Source organism: Streptococcus suis, assembly GCF_002960625.1.
In the GTDB taxonomy this organism is placed as follows: domain Bacteria; phylum Bacillota; class Bacilli; order Lactobacillales; family Streptococcaceae; genus Streptococcus; species Streptococcus suis_T.
In genome coordinates, this window is the sequence record NZ_POJH01000031.1 from 135,121 (window position 1) to 150,908 (window position 15,788).

Consider the following 15,788-nt stretch of genomic DNA (forward strand, 5'->3'; position numbering starts at 1 on the left):
AAAGACTTAAATGTCATCTTCTTTGTAGTCGATGCCAAGCTCAGCTGCGACTTGGACATAACCTTCTTTTTCCAAGCGTTGTGCCAATTCTGGTCCGCCTGAAAGCACGACACGGCCTTCCATCATGACATGGACAACATCAGGAGTGATGTAGTTGAGCAAGCGTTGGTAGTGGGTGATAATCATGGCACCAAAACCTTCACCACGCATAGCATTGATACCTTTTGATACAACTTTAAGGGCATCAATATCCAAACCTGAGTCAATCTCGTCAAGAAGAGCGAAAGTTGGCTCTAACATGAGCAACTGGAGAATTTCATTGCGTTTTTTCTCACCACCTGAGAAGCCTTCGTTGAGGTAACGCTCTGCCATTTCCTCTTTCATGTTGAGGAGTTCCATCTTTTCATCCAACTTGGTAATGAAATCGCGGACAGAAATCTTGTCTTCATCTTCCTTGCCAGCGTTCATTGCGGCACGAAGAAATTCCGCATTAGTAATCCCTGGAATTTCTGACGGGTATTGCATAGCCAAGAAAAGTCCCATACGAGCACGCTCGTCCACTTCCAACTCCAAAATATTAACACCGTCAAAGAGAACTTCCCCTTGTGTTACTTCGTAGCTTGGATTACCCATGATAGCTGCGGAAAGGGTGGACTTGCCTGTTCCGTTTGGTCCCATGATGGCTGCAATTTCACCTGTTTTGAGGGTCAAATTGACACCTTTGAGGATTTCCTTACCTTCGATTTCAACATGAAGGTCTTTGATTTCTAATACTGACATCGTATACTCCTTTATTTATTATCTTTCTCATTATATCAAAAAAAGAGCCTAAGGGCTCTCTTCTTGTTTAGAAAGATTCTTATTTTCTTTTCTTGGCTTGCTGCTTACGAAGACAGCGCTTTTCCTTACAATCCGCTATGCGTTCCTGACGATAACTGCTATTTCCAATGAAACGAAGGAGATTGAGCAGGGGCATGCGATTTTCACCAAAAATACCTATCAACTCACATAAGACCTCTACACCCAGTCCCATGGTTAGAACCAAGAGAACACCACCTAGACGACTGGAAACATTGAGCAAGAGCGAGGTTAAAGAAAATAGGAAGGAAATGGCATAGATAACTAAAACTGTACCACGATGGGTCAAGCCTAGAGATAGCAAACGATGGTGTAAATGCATCTTATCCGCCTCTGAAATTTTTTTTCCAGACAATTTTCGACGGATGATGGCTACAACCGTATCTGTAATTGGAACCCCCAATATAATCATGGGGGTAACTACCGCAACAGCTGTAGAATTTTTCAATCCTTGGAGTGACAAAACTCCAATCATGAAACCAATAAAGAGAGCTCCGGTATCACCTAGATAAATAATAGCTGGATTATAATTATAAGGTAGAAAGCCTATAATAGCGGCCACTAAAATAAAAATAGTCAGGGTCAAAAAGATATTGCTATCATGTAAGAAAAAGTAGGAAACAATTCCCATGGTCGTCAAGGAAATGATAGACACCCCTGACACCAAACCATCCAGACCATCGATCAAATTAACGGCATTAGTAATTGCCACAATCCACAAGACAGTTAAAAAGAAGGATAGCCAGCTTGGAAAAATGAGCAAGGGCCCACCGAATGGGATCTTGAAGCTATCAAAGTGGAATTCCGTAAAAAACCAGATCAGGGTTGCTGCAAGAACAATTCCAAACATCTTTGGAGCTGGACCCAACTCCTTCACATCATCAATATAACCTGTAATAATAATGATAAGCGAAGACAAAATCAAGGGTAGGACGTAGTGTAGATACGTTCCATGGTAGTTGACATGGGTAACAATTCTAGGCAAAAATACCAGACTTGCCAAAGCGAATGCTATAAAAATAGCCAAGCCACCGGCCGATGGCATAGGCACCTTATTGATCCTACGGGCGTTGGGATTGTCGACTGCACCTACTCGAAAGGAGAGGAACCTGACCAAGGGCGTAACAACTGCAGCTACAACAATGGTCGAAATAATGACCATAATATATTTTAAAGCGAAAGGAATCATGCCAAGGATACCTTTCTAAGTTCCTCAAGTGCAGCCATTGGCAAAATAGTCACTCCATGTTCCTGTAAGACTGGTCTGGTCAATTTGGTATCGTTGGCAAATTCTAACATCCGTGACAAAAGGTAGTCTGGATAGCGTTTGGAACGTTCCTCAACGTTGATCAAGACAGTCATATAATAATGTCCGTCCATCTTATAGAGCTCTGATTCTTCAATAGGATAATCTACCGTTCCTACAAAAGTCATCAACTCATCCATATTAGGAAAATCAAGGATGTAGTAGATATAGCCCTCTGTTTCCTGCTCCTCAGCTTCTTCCTCAGCTTTTTCGACTTCCTCTAAGTGACGAACAGCGGCCATATCCTTATTACTATGTTCTCTAACTGTCTGCTCCAAGCTCTTAAAAAACTCATCTGGACTCATGCTTGAAACATCCCCTAAATCAGACAAATCTGCGAACTCGTCAAAATTCAAATTCTGATCCAAGTCCGACTTGGTCACAAAAATATCCACCCTATCTGGTTTAGGAGTGACACGAAAACTGAGCATGCCACTTTCGCGGAAAGTTAAAGGCAACTCCAACTCGTCTAAAACTGTATAGAAAAATTCTTCTGTCTTTTCTTGAGGAATAAGAAAATCTGCCAATTCCATCCCTCTCTCTTCCAAATCATCCATTTGAATAGTGATTTTCAAGGTTGAATCACTAATTTGTTTTACTTTCATACTTACCTCTTATTCATGAACAGCTCTCGAAAAATTTACCATTCATTTTCAATTCTCATACATATCTCTTTCCATTATACTAAATGACCGCTTGAAAGACAAAAGAAAAGCAGGTCCCCCTGCTCTTAAAATAAAAATGTGATAAAGGAATAGACTAGCAGAATCGCTCCCAAGATAATGCGATAGTAGCCAAATACGGTGAAATCATTTTTCTTAACAAAGTCCGTCAAGAAGCGAATCACCACCAAGGAAACAAGATAGGCTGTCAGACTGGCAACCAAGAGAATGAGACCTTGCTCCAGGTTTAAACTGTTTCCATCCAAGAAATACTTGACCGCCTTTAGACCACTATAACCAAACATGGTCGGGATTCCAAGGAAAAAGGTAAAGTCAGCAGCAACTGTTCGACTGGTCCCCAGAATAATCGCACCCAGAATAGTCGCACCTGAACGGCTGGTCCCTGGTACAATACTCAAGACCTGAAAGCAACCGATTAGTAGGGCTGTCTTATAAGACATTTTCGCCAAGTCTGTCACCTGCGGCTCTACATCCTTATTGCGTTTCTCAATCCAGATAAATGCAATACCGTAGACAATCAAAGCAATGGCAATAGGCACCATAAAGTTAAAGTGTGCTTCAAACCAACTATCTAAAGGGACAGCTATTAGAATAGAGGGAATGCAGGCTATGACAACCTTTGCCCACAATTGCCAGGTCAACCGTATCTCACGCTTGGTCTTACCCGGCTGGAAAGGATTTAACTTTTTGAAGTAGATGGTCATAACCGCAAGGATGGCTCCCAACTGGATGACAATATTGAACATCTCTACAAAGCTAGCACTTTGGTTGAGTTTCATAAATTCTTGAACCAAGATCAAATGCCCTGTAGATGACACTGGCAACCACTCGGTCACACCTTCGATAATCCCTAAAAAGATGGCTTTTAGTAATTCGAGTAACATATTACACTCCTTTATTGTAAGTCTTTTTATTATATCATAAAAAAAGTTCCTTTCATAGTACAAGGATATTGAAATTTGTCAGAATTTTTAATAAAATGGTGTAATACCATTTAATAAGGAGAAATCATGAAACATAAATTTAGTATCTTTCTGCTGACACTGGTTGCTATTTTTTCTATGGCAACAGGCGTAAAAGCAGATGAATACCTCCGAGTCGGTATGGAGGCTGCTTATGCCCCTTTTAACTGGACTCAAGAGGACAACAGTAACGGAGCTGTTCCGATCGAAGGAACCAACCAGTACGCTAATGGTTACGATGTTCAAATCGCTAAAAAAATTGCCGAGTCCTTGGACAAGGAGCTCTTAGTAGTTAAAACCAAGTGGGAAGGTCTTGTTCCAGCTCTTACTTCTGGCAAGATTGACATGATTATCGCTGGTATGAGCCCGACCGAAGAGCGTAAGAAAGAAATCGCATTCTCAGATAGCTACTACACTTCTATTCCGACCCTTGTAGTTCGTTCAGATAGTGAGTACGCCAATGCAAGTAGCCTAGCTGAATTTTCCGGCGCGAAGATTACTGCCCAACAAGGGGTCTACCTCTACGACTTAATCGACCAAATCCAAGGTGCTGACAAACAAACGGCCATGGGAGACTTCTCTCAAACCCGCCAAGCTTTAGAATCTGGTATTATCGATGCCTACGTTTCTGAGCGTCCCGAAGGCCGAACAGCCGAAGCTGCCAACAAGGTCTTCAAAATGGTGGAATTAACAGATAGTTTTGAAACCAACGCTGAAGATGTGACCATTGCAGTCGGTATGCGTAAGGACGACAGCCGTATCACCCAAGTCAATCAAGTCTTGGCGACTCTTTCTGAAGAAGAGCAAATCGCTCTTATGGACAATATGATTGAAAACCAGCCTGTCGAAGAGGCAAGCGAAGAGGAAACACCAAGTTTCTTTGCCCAAGTGTGGAACATCATCGTCAACAACTGGCAACAATTACTTCGTGGCACTGGAATGACCTTGCTGATTTCTATCTTAGGAACTGTCATCGGTACCCTTATCGGTCTTCTAATCGGTGTCTTCCGTACTGCTCCAAAAGCTGCCAACAAGGCTCTTGCTATTGGTCAAAAAGTTCTCGGTTGGTTCATCAATATCTATATCGAAGTGTTCCGTGGCACACCAATGATTGTACAATCCATGGTTATCTACTACGGTACTGCCCAAGCCTTCGGACTCAATCTTGACCGCACACTTGCAGCTATCTTCATTGTATCCATCAATACCGGTGCCTACATGAGCGAGATTGTCCGCGGTGGTATTTTCGCCGTTGATAAGGGACAATTTGAAGCCGCAACGGCTCTTGGATTTACCCACAACCAGACCATGCGCAAGATTGTTTTGCCACAGGTTATCCGCAATATCCTCCCAGCTACTGGTAATGAGTTCGTTATCAACATCAAGGATACTTCTGTATTGAACGTAATCTCAGTTGTTGAATTATACTTCTCAGGAAATACCGTGGCGACACAAACCTACCAGTACTTCCAAACCTTTACCGTCATTGCCATCATTTACTTTATCTTGACCTTTACTGTGACCCGCATCTTGCGAGCAGTTGAAAAACGCTTTGACACAGACACCTATACAACTGGTGCCAACCAAATGCAAATCGAGGTGCCTCATGACTAATAATGTAATTCTTGAAATTAAAAACCTAAAGAAATCCTACGGACAAAACCAAGTCCTAAAGGATATTTCTGTGACAGTTGAAAAAGGGGAAGTGATTTCCATCATCGGTTCATCAGGTTCTGGAAAATCCACCTTCCTCCGTTCGATCAACCTTTTGGAAACTCCAACCGAAGGACAAATCCTCTACCATGGTCAAGATGTCTTGGCCAAGGGCTATGATTTGACCACCTACCGAGAAAAACTAGGTATGGTTTTCCAATCCTTTAACCTTTTTAACAACCTCAATGTCTTAGAAAATGCCATCGTGGCACAAACTACTGTATTGAAACGCGATAGAGCAGAGGCTGAAAAGATTGCCAAAGAAAACCTCAACAAGGTCGGCATGACCGAGCAATACTGGCAAGCCAAACCAAGCCAACTCTCTGGTGGTCAAAAACAGCGGGTCGCTATTGCCCGTGCCTTGTCTGTCGACCCAGAAGTTATTCTCTTTGATGAACCAACTTCTGCCCTAGATCCAGAAATGGTAGGCGAGGTGCTCAAGACCATGCAAGACTTGGCCAAGTCAGGTTTGACCATGATGATTGTTACTCACGAAATGGAATTTGCCCGCGATGTTTCAGACCGCGTCATCTTTATGGACAAGGGCGTCATCGCTGAAGAAGGCACTCCACAACAAATCTTTGAAAATCCGCAAGAAGAAAGAACCCGCGAATTCCTGCAACGTTTCCTTGGATAAACACCTCACTTACCAGCATTCACCTGCTGGTAAGTTTTTTTGACGTCAAAAAAGAGGGCTCGATGACCCTCTTATGCAATCGTCTAAATACTATGATTTAGATTAGTTTTCAAATTTCTTGTGGTTTTTGTCGTAAAAGTCAATCAACCCCAAGGCAGTCGCAAATGAAATGTTGTCAATTTTAGCGCGTCCTTGTGCAAGAGCGATAACTGACATCTCACGAGCATTTGTTTCCTTGCTGATACGGTAGCCAGTGATTTTCTTTTCGCGTACCCAGCCGACAACAGCGGCAACTTTTTCGTAACTAGTCATTAGGAACCCCTTTCCAATTTATTCGTGCAATTTAGTATAATACAAATTGCCTTGAATTGTCAAGTAAAATGTTCGGATTTTACTCAATTTTTAACCTTTAGAGCAGATAATATTTGTGTACGTACATCCTCCACTCCGCCAGCATTCGCTGGTAAAAAGATTGTTTGATTACCTCCTTGCGCAAAATTATTTAATGTATCCAAGTATTGGTTGGTCAACAAGATAGACATAATCTGCTCTTCCGTCATGCTGATGTTAGACTCTTTCAATTCACGAATAGAATCTGCTAGTCCGTCTACAATTGCCTTCCTTTGTTGGGCAATCCCCACACCGTGTAGGCGGTCTTTTTCAGCTTCTGCTTCAGCAGCAGTGACTATTTTAATCTTATCGGCTTCTGCCAATTCTTGGGCCGCAACCCGTTTCCGCTGAGCTGCGTTGATTTCATTCATTGATTGCTTAACCTCGGCATCTGGCTCAACCTTGGTAATCAAGGTCTTGACAATAACATAACCGTAGGTCGACATCTCTTCCGCCACCTGCTTTTGTACTTCAAGGGCGATTTCATCTTTCTTCTCGAAGAGTTCATCCAAGGTCAACTTCGGAACTGATGACCGCAAGGCATCTTCAATATAGGATTTAATCTGAGCCTCTGGATGCATGAGTTTGTAGTAGGCATCTGTGACATTATTTTCATTGACACGATACTGCGTAGCCACATTCATGGTCACGAAGACATTGTCCTGGGTCTTGGTTTCTACCACGATCTCACTCTGTAGCATCCGCAATTGGATACGGGCCGCAATCACATCTACACCAAAGGGGATTTTAAAGTTAATACCAGAGGTAGAAGTCTTTTGGTACTTCCCAAACCGCTCTACAATGGCAACTGTCTGCTGCTTGACCACATATAGCCCCGAAATAACCAAAACCAAGGCAAGCAATACAACAAATAAGAAACTAACGATAAAAATAATTGAACCAAGAGCCATCATTTCCTCCTAAACAAGCATCTTATAGAGAGAATCATTCTCATGAAGATTGATATACTGAGGATCGAAATCTTCTAGGCGAGAAAGGAATTGGACGTAGTCTTCCTTATTGCCCAGGGCGATCCCGATCAAGACTGGACCTGTACCTTTATTGGCACGTTTGATGTACTCAAAGCGAGTAATATCATCATTTGGCCCTAAAATATCATTTACAAATTCACGCAAGGCACCTGGACGTTGTGGGAAATTCACTACAAAGTAATGTTTAATCCCTTCATAAATGAGGGCACGTTCTTCCATTTCTGGCATACGGTTGATATCATTATTACCACCAGAGATGATGCAGCAAATGGTTTGCCCCTTAATCTTGTCTTTAACGACTTCTAGAGCTGCTACAGTTGCTGCGCCAGCAGGTTCAGCTACAATCCCAAGTTTTGAATAGAGGTCTAAAATGGTGCCTGAAATCCAGCCCTCATCTACTCCAATCAGCTTATCAACATGCTTACGGGCTACAGCATAGGTTGTGGCTCCAACCTTTTGAACTGCAATCCCATCCGCAAACTTATCAATGCTTGCTAACTTAATAGGGCGACCCTTATCAAATGCAGCCTTCATGGAACGAGCCCCATTCGCTTCAACACCGATAATCTTGATTTCTGGTGCATGTTCTTTGAGATAGGCAGAAACACCCGCAATCAAACCACCTCCACCTACAGGTACGAGGATTTGATCAAAGCTGATCGTCTGCTCTTGGGCTTCTTCTAGGATTTCATAAGCAACTGTCCCTTGACCTGCCTGAACATCGTCATCATCAAAGGGATCGATAAAGGTCTTACAAGTTTCTTTGGTATATTCCTGTGCAGCTTGAGCTGATTCGTCAAAGGTATCCCCCACTAGACGAATGTCTACACAGTCCCCTCCAAAGAAACGAACCTGTCCGATCTTTTGTTGAGGAGTTGTAATGGGCATAAAAATCGTCGCTGGAATCTGCATTTCTTGACAGGTATAGGCCACCCCTTGGGCATGGTTTCCGGCTGAGGCGCAGACTACACCTAGCGCCTTTTCTTCATCGGATAATTGCGATATCGCATAGTAGGCACCTCGAATTTTAAAAGAGCGAACGTGCTGCTCATTCTCACGTTTGATATAGATGGTGGCTCCATACTTCTCTGATAAGTAACGACTGTAATCCAAAGGAGTCCGGACAACCACTCCTTTCAGAACTTCATAAGCCTGTTCTATGTTTTTTGCTGTAATCATTTTTGCACTAATTTCTTTCTATCAATCATATTGTACCAGTATTTTCAAAATAATACTAACAATTATACGCATATTTAAAATAATATTATATATTTCGGTCAAATACCGAACTTTTTAGCTATAGTATTCTTCCTTGAGTGGGTCAAAGTAACCTCTCTAATGATGGATCGAATTACACTTAGACATAGGGATCCGAAGAAAGCAAATACTATCTATTGAATGACTATAGCATAAATAGACGGTCAAAAGAGCTGGCCCCACCAGCTCTTTAATATGTCTTGTCTACTAAGCTTTCCCAAAGCGCTCTAACTGCAAAAATAGGATAGGGAAGCAAAAGCTTTTCCAACTACCTATTTCTAGGGGAACTGCTATAGATTGGAGATAAATCTTGCGACAACAAGTGTCAATTAGACCCCCGGACTTGCCTCGCTTTCTCGTTTTCAGGCGAGGGTTCCAACAGTTTGGGGAACTGTTGGAAGCAGGAAATAAAACTTGCGACAGCAAGTGTCAACTAGCCTATCCGTAGGCTGCCTCGCTTTCTCGTTTTTAGGCGAGAGCGTATGGTCGCTCTCACATTTCTAGGCGACCAGCTGAAAGAGTCTAGCCCCAGACTCTTTCACTCCACTTCAACTGCCTTGCTTTCGTATTTCTGGGCAAGGGCTAGAATAGCCTATCCGTAGGCTGCCTCGCTCTCTTGTTTTCAAGCTCGGGTTAAAATAGTCCACTGGACTTGCCTCGCTTTCTCGTTTTTAGGCGAGGGCGTATGGTCGCTCTCACATTTCTAGGCGACCAGCTGAAAGAGTCTAGCCCCAGACTCTTTCACTCCACTTCAACTGCCTTGCTTTCGTATTTCTGGGCAAGGGCTAGAATAGCCTATCCGCAGGCTGCCTCGCTCTCTTGTTGTCAAGCTCGGGTTAAAATAGTCCACTGGACTTGCCTCGCTTTCTCATTTTCAGGCGAGGGCTAAAACAGTCCACTGGACTGTTTTAGTTATAAATCTTGAACGAATCGTCGTCGTTGCGGCTGACGAATGGCATTGCTTTGCGGAGTTCTGCTCCGACTTTTTCGATTTCAAGTCCTTCTGCTTCTTTGCGGTAAGCTTCCATACGTGGACGACCAGCCTTGTAGTCGTTGACGAAGTCGTTGGCGAATTTACCAGACTGGATATCCGCAAGAACTGCTTTCATGTTTTCTTTAACTTGGTCTGTAATCACGCGTGGACCTGATACATAGTCACCGAATTCAGCAGTGTTTGAGATTGATTGACGCATTTTCTTGAAACCACCCTCGTAAACAAGGTCAACGATAAGTTTCATTTCATGGAGAACTTCAAAGTATGCCAATTCTGGTGCATAGCCAGCTTCTGTCAAGACTTCAAAACCAGCTTGCATAAGGGCTGTCAAGCCACCGCAGAGAACTGCTTGCTCACCAAACAAGTCTTCTTCCGTTTCTTCCTTGAAGGTTGTTTCCAAAAGACCTACACGGGCTGAACCAACACCTTTTGCCCAGTCCATAGCGATGTGTTTAGCATTGCCAGTAGCGTCTTGGTAAACTGCGTAAAGGGCTGGTACACCGAAACCTTCTTCAAAGGTACGGCGAACCAAGTGACCTGGACCTTTTGGTGCACACATGAAGACATCCACATCAGCTGGAACCTTGATAAATTCAAAGTGAACGTTGAAACCATGAGCGAAACCAAGGGCATTTCCTGCTTCCAAGTTTGGAGCAATTTCGTCATTGTAAAGGTCAGCCTGGATTTCGTCTGGAGCCAAAATCATGATAACATCTGCTTGTTTTGCTGCTTCTGCTACTTCAAAAGTTTCAAAACCGTCTTCTTTTGCCTTGTCAAATGATTTACCTGCACGCACACCGATGATAACATCGTGTCCTGTATCACGCAAGTTTTGGGCATGAGCATGACCTTGTGAACCATAGCCGATAACGGCGATACGCTTACCGTCAAGTGCTGCTACTGTTACATCTTTTTCATATTGCATTGCTACTGTCATAAAATTCTCTTTTCTATTTTTTATTTGTGGTTTTGAGCGGTCTAGGAAAATGAAGGCTCTTTAACATGGTCTATCATGTACATTCCTAGTTGCTCATCTTTCTTTTAATTCTAGGCAGCGAGGCAAAGGCTATACTAATGGTATGCCAAGCCGAGCTAACGACGAAGTAAAAGACAAGTGTGCGACTAGGTTAGTCGCGGCTAAAGCCAGTTGCCCCCGTCCTTGCGATATTTTTAATACCATAAGGCTGAATCACACGCAGAAGGGCGTCAATCTTATCTCCGTCACCAGTCATTTGGATGGTAATGGAGTGGGGTGCTACATCAACAACGCTGGCCCGGAAAGGTTGGATAATGGCTAAAATTTCTGCCCGCTTAGCTGGTGGAGCAACAATCTTAACCAAGATTACTTCCCGTTCCAAGTGGGGAATATCTGTCAAATCACGGACACGAACCACATCAATCAAGCGATTGAGCTGTTTGATGATTTGCTCCACTTCATCCATGGTTGCCACATCGACAATCACTGTAACTCGGGAAATGCCATCTACTTCTGTCGGACCAACAGATATGGACTCAATATTGATTTGCCGACGAGATAGGACACCTGTAAAGCGGTTGAGGACGCCTGATGAATTTCGTAATTTTGCTGTTAACATTCTACGCATTGAACTTCACCCCCAACATCTCTGCATTGCTCTTACCAGCTGGCACCATTGGTTGAACGTGTTCTGCTTTGGAAATATGCACTTCAATCAACATAGGCTTGTCTTCCAAAATAACTTTCATATCTTCAGCCAGGGTCGCTGGATTGTCAAAACTGTAGTGAGCAATTCCGTAGGCTTCCGCTAGCAGCTGGAAATTCGGCTCTGCATCAAAGACAGACTGGCTACGACGTTTGTCATAGAAGGACTCCTGCCACTGACGGACCATGCCGAGCGAGTGGTTGTTAATCAGAACCACCTTAATCGGTACACCATAGCCGTTGAGAATGGCTAATTCCTGGTTGGTCATCTGGAAACCACCGTCCCCAACAAAGCAGACAACTTCCCTGTCTAGATTGGCTAACTTGGCACCAATGGCTGCTGGAATACCAAATCCCATAGTTCCCATGCCACCTGATGTCACTAACTGGCGAGCATGTTTATAAGGATAGAACTGAGCGGTCCACATCTGGTGTTGCCCGACGTCTGTGACCACAATCGCATCTCCTTTGGTTAATTGACCAATTAATTCAATAGCCTGTTGTGGTTTGATAAATTCAGAATCTCCCTCATACCAGAATGGTGCTCTGCGTTTATTTTCTAAGACCTGGGCGGTCCAGTCAGCGTAATCTGTTTCCACAGTTTCCAGCTTGAGCAAGGCTTGGAGAGTTGCCTTAGCATCTCCTACGACTGGTATGGCTGTTTTCTTAACCTTACCGATTTCAGCTGGGTCGATATCAATATGGGCAACGGTTGCGTTGGGTGCATAGCTGAGAGGATTACCTGTCAAACGGTCATCAAAACGAGCTCCGATATTGATGATATAATCCGCATCATTCATAGCCATATTGGCAGCATAGGAACCATGCATACCACCCATACCTAGTGCTAATTCATGCTCAATCGGCATAGCACCTAAACCTAGCAAGGTAGAAACAACTGGAATCCTATAACGTTCCGCAAAGGCAATCAGCTCTTGATTGGCATCTGCGTAATTGACACCTCCACCAGCAAGAATAACAGGTTGCTTGGCTTGGGTCAGTTGTTTCAATACTTTCTTGACCTGCAAGCCATTCGGCTCAACTGTTGGTTGATAACTTGGAAGTTGAACAGTTGGATCGTGATAAAAATCAACTAATCTCTCTTGAATATCTTTTGGAACGTCAATGACAACCGGACCTGGACGACCTGTTGTTGCGATATGAAGAGCCTCTGTAATGACACGAGGAATATCAGCGGTATCTCTAATTTGATAATTATACTTGGTAATTGGCATGGTCATTCCCAAGACATCGGCTTCTTGAAAGGCATCCTTACCGATACCTCGTGTAGCCACTTGACCTGTAAAGACCAAGAGGGGAACACTATCTCCCATAGCGTCCGCTATTCCTGTGATGGCATTTGTTGCTCCTGGACCAGAAGTTACAATCGCTACCCCCACCTTTCCTGATGATTTAGCGTAACCTTCTGCCTCATGCACTGCACCTTGTTCATGACGAGCCAAGATATGTTGAATACCCTCATATTGGTAAATCGCATCATACAAAGGTAAGACCGCTCCTCCTGGATAACCAAAGACCAGGTCTACCCCTAATTGATGCAAGGTATCCAAGATTAGATAAGACCCCGAACGTGGTTGGTCTAATTGAATTTCTTGCACGAATACTCCTCCTCTCTGCAAATGTTATCTACTATAATATCACAAGGAGATAGAATGTCAAGGAATTTTCTGAAAATTCCTACATTTGTTTGTTTTCTTAAATATTTCCGAAAAAATTCTTAAAGCAAACTTAAGCAAATCGCAAGTCCTGTCTAGTTTTAGCTTGCTTTTAGGAAAGGCCCGTATAGTAGACTCATCAAGAAAAACACACGAGGTTTATGATATGTATTATGTAGTGATACCGGCTTATCAGCCAGATGAAAAATTAATCCAACTCTTAGAAGTAATGAAAAATAGACTGAATTGCCAGATTATCGTTGTGGATGATGGAAGTACAGGCGAATCAAGAAATATTATTGAAATCGCCAAAACTTATGCCATTGTTCTCCACCACGATGTCAACAAAGGAAAGGGACAAGCCCTACGAACAGCTTTTAGCTTTATCCAAGATTTGAGAAAGCCAGGTGTCATCGTTACAGCTGATGCGGATGGACAACACGCTGTCAATGATATTGATCGGGTAGCACGCGCAGCAATGAATTTACCAAGTCGCCTCATCCTTGGTGTTCGTCAATTTACCAAAGACATCCCTCTCCGCAGTCGCTTCGGTAACAAACTAACCAGAGTATTGTTCAGACTACAAACCGGTGTCAATGTAACAGACACACAAACAGGCTTACGTGGTTTCCATACCGATTTGATTCCCCTTATGTTAGGAGTTGAGGGAGATCGTTATGAATACGAGATGAATATGCTGACCCAGGCCAGTCAACGCTATAAAATCACAGAAGTTCCCATTCAAACCATCTATATCGATGACAATGCTAGTTCACATTTTCGTCCTATCAAAGACGGACTACTAATTTATAAGAATCTCTTCAAGTTTGCCCTGGCATCATTTGGTGGCTTTCTAGTAGACTACGGTGTGTATGCTCTGGCATTGTTGTTGCTAACAGGACTACCGACTGCCGCACGCTTGTTAGTCGCGAATAGCATTGCACGCATTTGTAGTGCTAGCTGTAACTTTGCCCTTAACAAGAAGTTAGTCTTTAAAAATAAAGAAAGCGTCACTCGTACTGGAGCCGGCTACTTTACTTTAGCCCTTATCCTCTTCCTTTGTGACACTGCGCTTCTTTATCTCTTCCACCAAATTCTAGGACTCAATCTCTACATTGTCAAACTGGCAGTTGGTCTCTTCCTATTCCTAGCTTCATGGTTTGTTCAAAAAAATATCATCTTTAAAGAAAGGAAATCATTTTCCCATGAAATTGCTTAAAAAACCCTTTGCTTACGCTTCAATCTTCGGAATGCTCTTAACCAGTGGATTCACCTATTCTATGCTCAAAACCTTCGTCATCTCAGAGGCCATCTCAACAGTAGCTGCAAGCAATACCACAGCAAGTAGCCAAGATACAACTACCTCTTCTTCATCGACAGCTGCTACCACCGCAACAAACGTATCTACGACAGATACCAGCTATAGGGATGACAATATCCAAATCAACTTGGAAACCATCACAACCAACAATACAACTGTCTATGTAGCAGATATCCAAGTTAGCTCGCCAGAGTATTTAAAAACAGCCTTGGCTCAAAACACTTACGGTACAAACGTAACAGCCAAAACCTCAGAAACAGCTGCTGCAAACAATGCTATCCTAGCGGTTAATGGTGATTACTACGGAGCCAACTCAACTGGTTATGTTATTAAAAATGGTGTTCTCTACCGTGATACTGTTCGCGACAACGCATCTTACGGTGACTTGGCTATCTACGCAGACGGCTCATTCGAAATCATTTATGAAAATGAGATTACTGCCCAAGAATTGATTGACAAGGGTGTGGTCAACCTCTTAGCCTTCGGACCAACCTTGGTTGAAAATGGTGAGATCGTTGTCGATACATCAACAGAAGTCGGTCGTGCCATGGCATCAAACCCTCGCTCTGCTATCGGTATCATTGATGAAAACCACTACATTATCGTTGTCGCAGATGGACGTACTTCAGAAAGTGAAGGACTCTCACTCTATCAAATGGCCGAAGTCATGAAACAGTATGGCGTGCAAACAGCCTATAACCTTGACGGTGGGGGTTCATCTACGCTTTACTTCAACGGTCAAGTAATTAACAACCCAACAACAAACGGAAATACTATCTCAGAAAGGGCGGTGAGTGACATTGTCTACATCGGTTACTAATCAAACATCAGGGCGTACTGCACGCACCTTCATCACATACTTAGCTACAACAGCCTTCCTCTTCATCTTCAGCCGAATCTATGAAAGCCTTAGTTATGGTGAAGTCTCTGTCTTTATGCACTACATGTTCTGCGTGACCCTGATTGGTGGTGGGCTACTCCTTGGCTTGCTCACTATCAAGCCAAACCTATCACGTCTGACTTTCAATCTCTGGAATTCAGGTGTAGCAACTATCACAGCAGGCTTCCTACTCCGTGGTATCATTAACCTATCTGGTCGTTCGACAACCTTGGACCAACCCTATTGGTTTGTCGGTGCAGGATTCTTAGTTCTTGCCTTGATTAGCCTCTTCTTTACCGGAAACAAGAAAGCACAGCTCCGAGCAACTGCTCAGTAACAAGAATAAACTAGAACAGCCTTTAAAACATCCAAGGCTGTTTTGTTTTATTTTTGCAAAATTCAGAAATTTCGCATCATTTAACAAATCCTTTTTCATTT

The 15,788-nt window shown here is 43.1% G+C and carries 15 protein-coding genes; 5 read left to right on the forward strand and 10 right to left on the reverse strand.

Going from position 1 to position 15,788, the window contains the following annotated elements:
- Positions 1 to 6 precede the first annotated feature (6 nt).
- From sufC to C1G49_RS07540, 4 genes are all read right to left on the reverse strand, one after another.
- Positions 7 to 780, reverse strand: a complete 774-nt coding sequence (gene sufC, locus C1G49_RS07525; RefSeq protein WP_024376584.1) for a Fe-S cluster assembly ATPase SufC — start codon at positions 778 to 780, stop codon at positions 7 to 9.
- A gap of 79 nt (positions 781 to 859) precedes the next feature.
- Positions 860 to 2,047, reverse strand: a complete 1,188-nt coding sequence (locus tag C1G49_RS07530) for a glycosyltransferase family 4 protein (protein ID WP_105125200.1) — start codon at positions 2,045 to 2,047, stop codon at positions 860 to 862.
- Positions 2,044 to 2,769: an adaptor protein MecA gene (gene mecA, locus C1G49_RS07535; RefSeq protein ID WP_105125201.1), complete on the reverse strand. Its 726-nt coding sequence runs from the start codon at positions 2,767 to 2,769 to the stop codon at positions 2,044 to 2,046. The genes C1G49_RS07530 and mecA overlap by 4 nt, the downstream gene beginning before the upstream one ends.
- 125 nt (positions 2,770 to 2,894) lie before the next feature.
- On the reverse strand, positions 2,895 to 3,731 hold the full coding sequence (locus C1G49_RS07540) for an undecaprenyl-diphosphate phosphatase (protein WP_105125202.1): 837 nt from the start codon (positions 3,729 to 3,731) through the stop codon (positions 2,895 to 2,897).
- Between the two features lie 126 nt (positions 3,732 to 3,857).
- Here C1G49_RS07540 and C1G49_RS07545 point away from each other — a divergent pair, with 126 nt between their 5' ends.
- Positions 3,858 to 5,423, forward strand: coding sequence for an ABC transporter substrate-binding protein/permease (locus C1G49_RS07545; RefSeq protein WP_105125203.1), 1,566 nt, complete (start codon positions 3,858 to 3,860; stop codon positions 5,421 to 5,423).
- On the forward strand, positions 5,416 to 6,159 hold the full coding sequence (locus tag C1G49_RS07550) for an amino acid ABC transporter ATP-binding protein (RefSeq protein WP_105125204.1): 744 nt from the start codon (positions 5,416 to 5,418) through the stop codon (positions 6,157 to 6,159). The genes C1G49_RS07545 and C1G49_RS07550 overlap by 8 nt, the downstream gene beginning before the upstream one ends.
- Positions 6,160 to 6,261: 102 nt before the next feature.
- On the opposite strand, the gene C1G49_RS07555 is transcribed toward C1G49_RS07550, so the two are convergent.
- The 6 genes from C1G49_RS07555 to C1G49_RS07580 all read right to left on the reverse strand — a co-directional run bounded on the left by C1G49_RS07555 (position 6,262) and on the right by C1G49_RS07580 (position 13,092).
- Positions 6,262 to 6,471, reverse strand: coding sequence for a hypothetical protein (locus C1G49_RS07555; protein WP_009910800.1), 210 nt, complete (start codon positions 6,469 to 6,471; stop codon positions 6,262 to 6,264).
- An 83-nt stretch (positions 6,472 to 6,554) separates the two neighbouring features.
- Positions 6,555 to 7,460, reverse strand: a complete 906-nt coding sequence (locus tag C1G49_RS07560) for an SPFH domain-containing protein (RefSeq protein ID WP_105125205.1) — start codon at positions 7,458 to 7,460, stop codon at positions 6,555 to 6,557.
- A 9-nt stretch (positions 7,461 to 7,469) separates the two neighbouring features.
- On the reverse strand, positions 7,470 to 8,720 hold the full coding sequence (ilvA, locus tag C1G49_RS07565) for a threonine ammonia-lyase IlvA (RefSeq protein WP_105125206.1): 1,251 nt from the start codon (positions 8,718 to 8,720) through the stop codon (positions 7,470 to 7,472).
- Positions 8,721 to 9,706: 986 nt separating this feature from the next.
- Complete coding sequence (gene ilvC, locus C1G49_RS07570; RefSeq protein WP_105125207.1) at positions 9,707 to 10,729, reverse strand: ketol-acid reductoisomerase; 1,023 nt, start codon at positions 10,727 to 10,729, stop codon at positions 9,707 to 9,709.
- Positions 10,730 to 10,919: 190 nt separating this feature from the next.
- Entirely contained in the window at positions 10,920 to 11,396 is a 477-nt protein-coding gene (gene ilvN / locus C1G49_RS07575; RefSeq protein WP_105125208.1) for an acetolactate synthase small subunit, read from the reverse strand.
- Positions 11,389 to 13,092, reverse strand: a complete 1,704-nt coding sequence (locus C1G49_RS07580; protein ID WP_105125209.1) for an acetolactate synthase large subunit — start codon at positions 13,090 to 13,092, stop codon at positions 11,389 to 11,391. Before C1G49_RS07580 ends, ilvN begins: the two co-directional genes overlap by 8 nt.
- A 223-nt stretch (positions 13,093 to 13,315) precedes the next feature.
- Between C1G49_RS07580 and C1G49_RS07585 the strand changes: the two genes are divergently transcribed.
- Genes C1G49_RS07585 through C1G49_RS07595 form a run of 3 tightly spaced genes read left to right on the forward strand, consistent with a single transcriptional unit; the run spans position 13,316 to position 15,687 of the window.
- Positions 13,316 to 14,368, forward strand: a complete 1,053-nt coding sequence (locus C1G49_RS07585; RefSeq protein ID WP_105125228.1) for a bifunctional glycosyltransferase family 2/GtrA family protein — start codon at positions 13,316 to 13,318, stop codon at positions 14,366 to 14,368.
- Complete coding sequence (locus C1G49_RS07590; protein WP_105125210.1) at positions 14,355 to 15,290, forward strand: phosphodiester glycosidase family protein; 936 nt, start codon at positions 14,355 to 14,357, stop codon at positions 15,288 to 15,290. The genes C1G49_RS07585 and C1G49_RS07590 overlap by 14 nt, the downstream gene beginning before the upstream one ends.
- Positions 15,265 to 15,687, forward strand: coding sequence for a hypothetical protein (locus C1G49_RS07595; protein WP_105125211.1), 423 nt, complete (start codon positions 15,265 to 15,267; stop codon positions 15,685 to 15,687). Before C1G49_RS07590 ends, C1G49_RS07595 begins: the two co-directional genes overlap by 26 nt.
- Positions 15,688 to 15,788 lie beyond the last annotated feature (101 nt).

What these genes read in the sequence shown, in the direction of transcription:
- sufC (WP_024376584.1), bottom strand. Translation starts at nt 780, where the DNA reads ATGTCAGTATTAGAAATCAAAGACCTTCATGTTGAAATCGAAGGTAAG.
- C1G49_RS07530 (WP_105125200.1), bottom strand. Translation starts at nt 2,047, where the DNA reads ATGATTCCTTTCGCTTTAAAATATATTATGGTCATTATTTCGACCATT.
- mecA (WP_105125201.1), bottom strand. Translation starts at nt 2,769, where the DNA reads ATGAAAGTAAAACAAATTAGTGATTCAACCTTGAAAATCACTATTCAA.
- C1G49_RS07540 (WP_105125202.1), bottom strand. Translation starts at nt 3,731, where the DNA reads ATGTTACTCGAATTACTAAAAGCCATCTTTTTAGGGATTATCGAAGGT.
- C1G49_RS07545 (WP_105125203.1), top strand. Translation starts at nt 3,858, where the DNA reads ATGAAACATAAATTTAGTATCTTTCTGCTGACACTGGTTGCTATTTTT.
- C1G49_RS07550 (WP_105125204.1), top strand. Translation starts at nt 5,416, where the DNA reads ATGACTAATAATGTAATTCTTGAAATTAAAAACCTAAAGAAATCCTAC.
- C1G49_RS07555 (WP_009910800.1), bottom strand. Translation starts at nt 6,471, where the DNA reads ATGACTAGTTACGAAAAAGTTGCCGCTGTTGTCGGCTGGGTACGCGAA.
- C1G49_RS07560 (WP_105125205.1), bottom strand. Translation starts at nt 7,460, where the DNA reads ATGGCTCTTGGTTCAATTATTTTTATCGTTAGTTTCTTATTTGTTGTA.
- ilvA (WP_105125206.1), bottom strand. Translation starts at nt 8,720, where the DNA reads ATGATTACAGCAAAAAACATAGAACAGGCTTATGAAGTTCTGAAAGGA.
- ilvC (WP_105125207.1), bottom strand. Translation starts at nt 10,729, where the DNA reads ATGACAGTAGCAATGCAATATGAAAAAGATGTAACAGTAGCAGCACTT.
- ilvN (WP_105125208.1), bottom strand. Translation starts at nt 11,396, where the DNA reads ATGCGTAGAATGTTAACAGCAAAATTACGAAATTCATCAGGCGTCCTC.
- C1G49_RS07585 (WP_105125228.1), top strand. Translation starts at nt 13,316, where the DNA reads ATGTATTATGTAGTGATACCGGCTTATCAGCCAGATGAAAAATTAATC.
- C1G49_RS07590 (WP_105125210.1), top strand. Translation starts at nt 14,355, where the DNA reads ATGAAATTGCTTAAAAAACCCTTTGCTTACGCTTCAATCTTCGGAATG.